Genomic DNA, 7,635 nt, shown 5'->3' with positions numbered 1-7,635 from the left:
TCAGCCGGACGGGCGTAGGCCACCTGGCCCACGCCCGACAGCAAGATCAACACCTAGTCCAACCGGGTGTCGTACACCTAGATCGTGATAGTCCCGTCGGCCCGGCCGACTTTTCGCGTGGGTGCTTTGCCCGGCATCGAGGCGGGCAGCGGCGGCGTCCCCCTGTGTTGCGCGGCCAGGGCAACGGGCGGGAGGTTTGGATCTGTGCTTTGGGTTCCCTGAGGTCTTGGCACCCGATCGGACGCCCGGGTCGCGGCCCCGCTGGCCCGAGCCGGCGCCCGTCCCATGTCCTGTCGCTGGGTCACCCTTGGCAGCGCAGGAAGTCGGCTTGGCCGACTTTTCGTGTGGGTGCTTTGCCCGGCGCGGAGGCTGGCAGCGGTGGCGTCCCCCTGCGTTGCGCGGCCAGGGCAACGGGCGGGAGGCCTGGACCTGTGCTTCGGGTTCCCCGAGGTCTTGGCACCCGATCGGACGCCCGGGTCGCGGCCCCGCTGGCCCGAGCTGACGCTCCCGGCCAGCTCTTTCTGCCTGGCGGGGAGGCTGGCAAGGGTGGTGGACTCGCGCGTCGAGTCCCCCGAGGTTGTGATACTCGATCGGACGCTCCGATCGCGGTCTCGTCGGTCCGAGCTGACGCCTTTCCCGCACCCTGTCGCCGGGCCGGCCCTGGCGACGTAGGAAGTCGGCCTGGCCGACTTTTCGTGTGGGTGCCTTCTGCCTGGCGCGGAGACTGGCAAGGGTGGCATCCCCTACGTAGCGCGGTCAGGGCGACGGGTGGAGGCTGTGGACTTGCGCTTCGAGTTTCCCGAGGCCTTGGCACCCGACTGCACGCCCCGATCGCGATACCACCAGCCCGAACCGGCGTCCCGGCATCCGTCTACCGAGTCGGCCCTGGCGACGCAGGAGTCGGCCTGGCCGACTGTTTCTGCCCGGTACGGAGGTTGGTAACGGCCCTACGTAGCGCGGTCAGGGCGACAGATGGAGGTCGTGGGCCTGCGCTTCGAGTTTCCCGAGGTTGTGATGTTCGACCGGATGCCTCGGTCGCGGTCTCGTCAGTCTGAGCTGGGCTTTCCCCGCATCCTGTCGCCGGGCCGGGCCGGCCCTGGCGACGTAGGAAGTCGGCTTGGCCGACTTTTCGTGTGGGTGCTTTCTGCCTGGCACGGGGGTTGGCAGCGGCGGTATCGCCTGCGCCCGAGGTCTTGGCGCCCGATCGGATGCCCCGGTTGCGGTCTCGTCGGCCCGAGTCGACGTCTCCCGTGTCTTGCCCTGGTTGCGCAGGAAGTCGGATCGGCCGACTTCTTGTGTGGTGTGGGTGCCTTGTTTCGGGGCGGGGCTGGCGTTGGTGGGGGTGTTGATGCGTGAGAAGTCGGCTGGGTCGACTTCTCACGCGGGGGGTGCCCCTATCTCTTTGGTCAAGCGGTTGGGGGCCCCCGGTGGTGGTGGAGCGTGCGTCAGCCAGCTGCCGGTGTGTCGGTGCCTGCGTATTCGTAGATCCAGCCTGCGGGGGTGTCGGGGGCTTGAACTGCCAGGTAAATATGTTTGGCGGCGGGGTTCCAGGGGCCTGGTGTTCGACCGAGGCGACATCGGAAACCTGCGGGCGGCAGTCCCGACTGGTCGAGCTCGACGATTTTGGTCCGTCCGTGGAAGGGGCCACTGATGACCTTGATGCCGACGCTGTTGTTGACGGTTTCACCCGCGAGCCAGCGACGGATGAGTGCCAAGTGCTCGGAGTTCTCGTCCCCCATGGCCATAGCTGACCATGGGTCTGGGCGGAGGACAAGCAGGTCTCACGTCGCTTGGATGGGTTGGGGTTCGTAGAAGGTTCCGTCGCGGAGCATGGCGAAAAGGACGTGGGCCCGGCGTCTGGCGAGACAGAGCAGAGCCTGGGTGTGGTGCTTGCCCTGGGCGATCTTCTTGTCGTAGTAGGCCCGGGACGCGGGGTCGCTCAGTGCGGCGAACGCGGAGAGGAAGAAGGCCCGTTTGAGCTGCTTGTTTCCTCTCCTGGAGGGCTGTTCGCCGCGGATTGAGGAGCCCGAGCTCCGGGTTGCCGGGGCGAGGCCGGCGTAGGCGGCGAGGTGGCCGGCGGTCGGGAAGGTGCTGCCGTCGCCGACCTCGATCAGGATCCGGGCTCCGGTCCTGACGCCGACTCCCGGCATCGAGGTCAGGGCCTTCGAAAGAGGGTGTTCCTCCAGGAGTTCCTCGATTCGCCCGGCCAGCAGCTGCGCTGGTCGAGGACGGCAGCCAGAGATTCGGCCAGGCTCGGGACGATCAGCGCGGCTGCCTCGGTCCCCGGAACGACGACGGTCTGCTCGTCCAGCGCGGCGAAGATGTCCTCGACCAGTCGCTCGGCCATCCTCGGCGCCTTCGGCCGCAGCAGTGTGACCAGCCGTCGACGGCCCGCCTTGCGTATCTGTGCCGGTGAGCCGAACCGCTCCAGCAGGGCCAGGACGGCCGGGTGCTGCAACCGGGGCCCCAGAACCCGTTCCAGAGACGGGTGGATCTGGGTCAGCAGACCGTGGAGCCGGTTCGCGACGCTGGTCGCCTCGCCGGCCAGGTCGTCGTCGAAGCCGACGATCATCTCCAGCTCGGCGATCGTTTCGTCCTCGCCGTCGATGGCCCGCAGCGTGTGCGGCATCGCCCGGGCCGCATCCGCGATGATGAACGCGTCTTTCGCATCGGTCTTCGTCTCGCCCGGGTAGAGGTCGGCGATCCGTCGCATCGTCAGCCCCGGCAGGTAGGCGACCGGGCAGCCCATGTCCCGCGCGACCGCCGGCGGGAGGGCCCCGATCGAGGCTGGCTGGTCGACCACGACCAGCACCGTCCCGTGCTTGGCCTGCAGCTTGGCGAACAGCTCGCGGAGCTTGGGCTCGGTGTTGGGCAGTCGCCTGTCGAACGCTTTCTTCCCGGCCGGGGTGACGGCGGTGGCGTGGTGTTCACCCTTGCCGACGTCCAGGCCGAGGAAGACGTCGATGCCGTCGGTGTCGATCACGTGCAGGCCCCTCCATCGCCTTTTCTTCCGGCCTTGCCTTGGCACCGAGCTGCCACATCCACGTTACGGAGAGCTCTTCCGGCGCGGGTGAAGCCGGTGCTCAAGCCCCTCATCAGCGGTCCGTCGATGCCTTCGGGCCCGGTGGTACCACCCCCCGGATCATGAACAACAAGGGGGGAAGTCATGCCGGACCCGAAGGCCGGTAGCCCCATTGCGGAGCCACGAAGACGGTAACGGGGGTGCGGGACGTGGGGCGGGGTGGGGACGTTGGGTGCGTCGAGCTCGTGCGGGCGGCGGCCGGGGGAGGGGTCAGGTCTGGCGGGCGGGGGTGAGGAAGGCGGTGAGGCGGGGGTTGAGGTGTGGGGCGGCGGCCATGGGGAGGTTGTGGTGGGAGGTGCCGGGGAGGATGGCGATGTCGGCGTCGGGGAGGGTGCGGCGGGCGGTTCGGGCGATGTGGTCGGGGTCGTGGGTGCGGCCGTGGGCGGCGAGGAGGGTGAGGACGGGGGAGGTGAGGGTGCGGAGGCGTTCGGGGGAGGGGCGGGGGCCGGTGACGACGCGGGAGGCGGGGAAGTCGGCGTAGCCGAGGGCGTAGAGCTCGCGCCAGTCGGGGTCGAGGCGGGGGGTGTCGCCGGTCTCCCAGTCGAGGTAGGCGCGGGCGCGGGCCGGGGTGCGGCCGGGGAGGAAGAGGGGGAGGGAGCGGAGCAGATAGCCGGGGCGGAAGCCGGCGAAGCACTGGGTGGGGTCGAGCAGGGCGAGCCGGTCGACCCGGACGGGGGCGTGCAGGGCGTACTCCAGGGCGATCCAGCCGCCGTACGAGTGGCCGCAGAAGTCGGCCCGCCGGACGCCGAGTCCGTCGAGGACGGCGTCGAGCCAGCCGAGCAGTCCGGGGACGCCGTCGAGGGCGGCGCCGTCGTGGACGCTGCGGCCGGGGTCGCCGATGAGGTCGATGGCGAGGACGCGGTGTCCGGCCTCGGCCAGGGCGCCGGCGTTGGCGAACCACATGGTGGAGGTGGCGCCGCCGCCGTGCAGCAGGACGAGCGGGCGGCCGTCGGCGGGGCCGCAGGCGTTGATCCGGGTGGTGCCGTGGACGGTGCGGACGGTGAGCGGCTCGACCGGGACGGGCCAGCGGGCGAGCAGGGCGTCGTAGGCGGCGAGGAAGAGGGCGGTGCGGGCGGACATCGGGCCTCCGCGGGTGTGGTGTGATGGCGGCCGATTCGGTTGAATCACTCGCCGAGAAAGTATCTCGCTGAGCGAGAGAATAATGGCACAGGCCCTACCCGAGGAAGGACGACAGGGTGTCCGAGGTTGTGGAGCCGATGCGGCTGGTCCACCTGCTGCGCGGCCTGACGGTCGAACTCGACCTGTTCGGAGCCGAGTTCGCGACCCGCAACGGTCTGCATCCGACCGATCTGCGGGCGCTGATCCACCTGCTGGACGCGGCCAGGGCCGGGGAGGTGGTCACGCCGGGCCGGCTCGGCGAGGCGCTGCGGCTGAACTCGGCGGGCACCACCGGGCTGGTGGACCGGCTGGAGCGGCTCGGGCTGATCCGGCGCGAGCGCGACCCGCAGGACCGGCGCCGGGTGCGGCTGCTGGTGGAGGAGCGCGCGATGGAGCTGGGGGAGGGCTTCTTCGGCGGGCTGATCGGTGATCTGGTCGCGGCCATGGGGCAGTTCGAGCCGGGGGAGCTGGACACGGCCCGGCGCTTCCTGACGGCCATGACCGGGGTGGTGGCGGCCGCCAGGGAGACGTGAACGGCCGGACTACGCGGGTCCGAGGGTCCAGCTGATCACCGACAGCGTCGCCATCGACGCCAGCGTCGACCAGAGCACCGCGTCCCGGGCGAGGGCGGTGCCCCGCTGGTACTCGCGGGCGTAGGTGTACACGTTCTGCGCGGTGGGCAGCGCGGAGAACAGCACCACGGTGAGGAGTTGGTGCGCGGGCAGGTGGAGGACGGGGCCGGCCACTGCGAGTGCGACCAGCGGCTGGACCAGGGTCTTGAGCGCGACGGTCAGCCCGACCTCGGCGCGGCGCGGCCGCCCGTCCGCCGGCGGCCGGTTGTGCAGGGAGATGCCGAGGGCGATCAGGGCGGTCGGCACGCCCGCGCCGCCGAGCAGTTCGCAGGAACGATTCAGCTCGGCGGGCAGGTGCGCGCCGGTGGCCGAGACGACGGCGCCGAGCGCGGTGGCCAGCAGGATCGGATTGCGGACGGGCAGTGTGAGCAGCGCCCGGCGGCCGGCCGCGCCGCCGTCCAGGACGGCCAGGACGGCGGGGGTGACCACCAGGATCTGGAACAGCACCACGGGCGCGACGAAGGAGGCGTCGCCGAGGACCTGCACGGTCACCGGGATGCCGAGGTTGGCCGAGTTGACGTAGCCGGAGGCCATCGCCCCGACGGCCAGCTCGCCCGGCGAGCGGCGGAACAGCAGCCGCCCGGCGAGCAGCCCGAGGCCGATCGCGACCACGGTGCCGGCCGTGAAGGCGAGCATCGACGCGTTGGCGAAGCGGTCCAGCGGGGTGCGGGCGATCATCAGGAACAGCGCGGCCGGCATCGCCACGTGGAAGACGAACCGGTTGAGCACCGTCTCGGCCTGCGGCCCGAGCAGCCCGGTGCGGCCGACGACGTAGCCGACACCCGTGAGGGCCCAGATCGGTGCGAAGGCGGACAGCAGGGGGTGCAGGGCTGGCATGGTTCCTCGGATCGCTCGGACGGGTCTGCCGGTGCGACGGGGGTCTCCCGTCGGGGGCGTCGACTCCCGAGCGCGGTGACCCCCCCCGAAGCCCATGAACCCCCGGGGCAGTAAACCAGTGGCCGTCGACCGCCCCGCCGACGGCCACCGGTTCCAGCGGTCCGCTGCCCGGCCTACGATGAGCCGATGGAGGAGCTGATGGAAGACCAGTACCTGAGCCTGTCCGAGGTGGAGACGATCGCGCGCCGGGCCCACCAGGGGCAGGTGGACAAGAACGGCCACCCGTACGGCGAGCACATCGCGGCGGTCGCCCGGGGGACGGCGGCGCGCGGCGGCAGTGCGGCGCAGATCGCGGCGGGCTGGCTGCACGACACCGTCGAGGACGACCGGCTGAGCCGGGAGTGGCTGGCCGAGGCCGCGCTGCCGGAGGAGACCAAGGCGATCGTGGAGGCGCTCACCCGGCGCCCGGACGAGCCGGTCGAGGAGTACGCCGCGCGCATCCTGGCCACGCCGGGCGCGCTGCTGGTCAAGCGCGCGGACCTGGCGCACAACTCCGACCCGACGCGCCTCGCCGCTCTGGACCGGGCGACCTCCGAGCGGCTGGCCACCAAGTACGCGCGGATGCGCGAGCTGCTCGGGCTCACCGGCGAGCTGTAGCCCGGACCTGCGGCCCAGGGGAGCCGGGGCAGCCGGAGAACCGGTCGCCGGAGAACCGGCCACCGGAGAGCCTGCCGCCGGAGAGCCGGCCACCGGAGAGCCGGGGCAGCCGGAGAACCGGTCGCCGGAGAACCACGAGAGGGCCCGGACCACGCGGATCGCGCGGGTCCGGGCCCTCTCGGGCACCCCGGTGGTCCCTGTCCGGCCCCCGGGGTGAGGGGAGTGGTCAGGTGACGGGCGGAGGTCGGTGAGCCGAGGGGTCCGGCTTAGTACCAGTGGTTGGCCTGCCAGAAGTTCCAGGCGGCGTTCGGGCTGCCGTAGCGGGTGTTCATGTAGTCCAGCGCCCACTTGATCTGGGTGGACGGGTTGGTCTTCCAGTCCGCACCCGCCGAGGCCATCTTGGAGCCCGGCAGCGCCTGGGCCAGGCCGTACGCGCCCGAGCTCGGGTTGGTCGCGGTCACGTTCCAGCTCGACTCGTGCGCGATGATCTGGCTGAACGACGCCAGCTGGTTGGCCGGGACGATCTGGGCGGCGATGGCCTGCGGGGAGGCGGTGGCGGCGTTCGCGGTGGCGGGCAGGACACCCGCGCCCAGGGCGGTCAGACCGGCGGCGCCGGCGAGAATCGCGGCGGAAGTGCGCATACGGAGCTTGAAAGCGGGCATGAAGAACAAGACCTCAATCAGGTTGGGCCGGGTCACACCCCGCCCTGGACCACGGCCGGACAGGGGCCGGAACGGTTGCGGGGCGTGACTCGGCAGCAAGCCGTTCACCGGCGGGACAGGAGCCGGTGCGGCTGACGACGGAAGCCATTGTTGCCAGACCGGATCGGCCGTCGCCAAGACCCCTTCGGTACGACGCGCGGTCGTACGGGACGCGCCGCCGTGGATTCGAAGGGCCGGACGCTCGGAGCGTGCCGACCGGCGCCGAGCTGCGCGAACGCGGGGTGCGCGGGAGCTGGGCGGGCGTCCCCGGGGTGTCTACTACCGTCCGTCGTGGACGTTGATCACGTGTGAGCGCACTCACCGTTCGGGGCTCGGTGGGCGTCACCGGCCGGCCCGGGCGCAGCACGCTGGGTGCAGACGATCAAGCCCGCCCTGAGACCGGCGCCACACCGCGCGCAGCGAACGACGGACAGCGGACGGAGAGCGGCGGACGGAGATTGGAGGCCGGAGAGCGGAGGACGTCCGAGGGGAGGGCTGCGGGGAGATACCGCGCCGAGAGCCCGGGAACGACGACGCGGGGCCGCCCGTCCGGACGGGTCAGGGACGGCGGCCCCACAAAAAATACATAGACGCCAACCGGTGAGGC

At 71.4% G+C, this 7,635-nt stretch carries 6 protein-coding genes and 1 pseudogene; 2 read left to right on the top strand and 5 right to left on the bottom strand.

Going from position 1 to position 7,635, the window contains the following annotated elements; translation table 11 throughout:
* Positions 1–1,445 precede the first annotated feature (1,445 nt).
* From ABZW03_RS33270 to ABZW03_RS33260, 3 genes and pseudogenes are all read right to left on the bottom strand, one after another.
* Positions 1,446–1,739, bottom strand: a complete 294-nt coding sequence (locus ABZW03_RS33270; protein WP_355266743.1) for a hypothetical protein — start codon at positions 1,737–1,739, stop codon at positions 1,446–1,448.
* Between the two features lie 42 nt (positions 1,740–1,781).
* Positions 1,782–2,983, bottom strand: a pseudogene (locus tag ABZW03_RS33265) (IS110 family transposase).
* A gap of 309 nt (positions 2,984–3,292) precedes the next feature.
* On the bottom strand, positions 3,293–4,162 hold the full coding sequence (locus ABZW03_RS33260) for an alpha/beta hydrolase (RefSeq protein ID WP_355266740.1): 870 nt from the start codon (positions 4,160–4,162) through the stop codon (positions 3,293–3,295).
* A gap of 137 nt (positions 4,163–4,299) precedes the next feature.
* On the opposite strand from ABZW03_RS33260, the gene ABZW03_RS33255 reads away from it, so the two are divergent.
* Complete coding sequence (locus tag ABZW03_RS33255) at positions 4,300–4,734, top strand: MarR family transcriptional regulator (RefSeq protein ID WP_355266746.1); 435 nt, start codon at positions 4,300–4,302, stop codon at positions 4,732–4,734.
* Between the two features lie 9 nt (positions 4,735–4,743).
* Here the strand turns inward: ABZW03_RS33255 and ABZW03_RS33250 are convergent, their stop codons facing one another.
* Positions 4,744–5,670 (bottom strand): AEC family transporter, encoded by a 927-nt coding sequence (locus ABZW03_RS33250; protein ID WP_355266737.1) that lies wholly within the window; start codon positions 5,668–5,670, stop codon positions 4,744–4,746.
* Between the two features lie 186 nt (positions 5,671–5,856).
* On the opposite strand from ABZW03_RS33250, the gene ABZW03_RS33245 reads away from it, so the two are divergent.
* Positions 5,857–6,327 (top strand): HD domain-containing protein, encoded by a 471-nt coding sequence (locus tag ABZW03_RS33245; protein ID WP_355266734.1) that lies wholly within the window; start codon positions 5,857–5,859, stop codon positions 6,325–6,327.
* 266 nt (positions 6,328–6,593) lie between these two features.
* Here the strand turns inward: ABZW03_RS33245 and ABZW03_RS33240 are convergent, their stop codons facing one another.
* Entirely contained in the window at positions 6,594–6,968 is a 375-nt protein-coding gene (locus tag ABZW03_RS33240) for a transglycosylase SLT domain-containing protein (protein ID WP_355266731.1), read from the bottom strand.
* Positions 6,969–7,635 lie beyond the last annotated feature (667 nt).

This window comes from Kitasatospora sp. NPDC004799 (assembly GCF_040609095.1).
Lineage (GTDB): Bacteria > Actinomycetota > Actinomycetes > Streptomycetales > Streptomycetaceae > Kitasatospora.
This window is presented reverse-complemented; position numbering and strand designations above follow the sequence as displayed.

Bases quoted from the DNA above. Each gene is read 5' to 3' on its own strand.
- ABZW03_RS33250 (WP_355266737.1), bottom strand. From the start codon at position 5,670: ATGCCAGCCCTGCACCCCCTGCTGTCCGCCTTCGCACCGATCTGGGCC.
- ABZW03_RS33270 (WP_355266743.1), bottom strand. From the start codon at position 1,739: ATGGGGGACGAGAACTCCGAGCACTTGGCACTCATCCGTCGCTGGCTC.
- ABZW03_RS33240 (WP_355266731.1), bottom strand. From the start codon at position 6,968: ATGCGCACTTCCGCCGCGATTCTCGCCGGCGCCGCCGGTCTGACCGCC.
- ABZW03_RS33245 (WP_355266734.1), top strand. From the start codon at position 5,857: ATGGAGGAGCTGATGGAAGACCAGTACCTGAGCCTGTCCGAGGTGGAG.
- ABZW03_RS33255 (WP_355266746.1), top strand. From the start codon at position 4,300: ATGCGGCTGGTCCACCTGCTGCGCGGCCTGACGGTCGAACTCGACCTG.
- ABZW03_RS33260 (WP_355266740.1), bottom strand. From the start codon at position 4,162: ATGTCCGCCCGCACCGCCCTCTTCCTCGCCGCCTACGACGCCCTGCTC.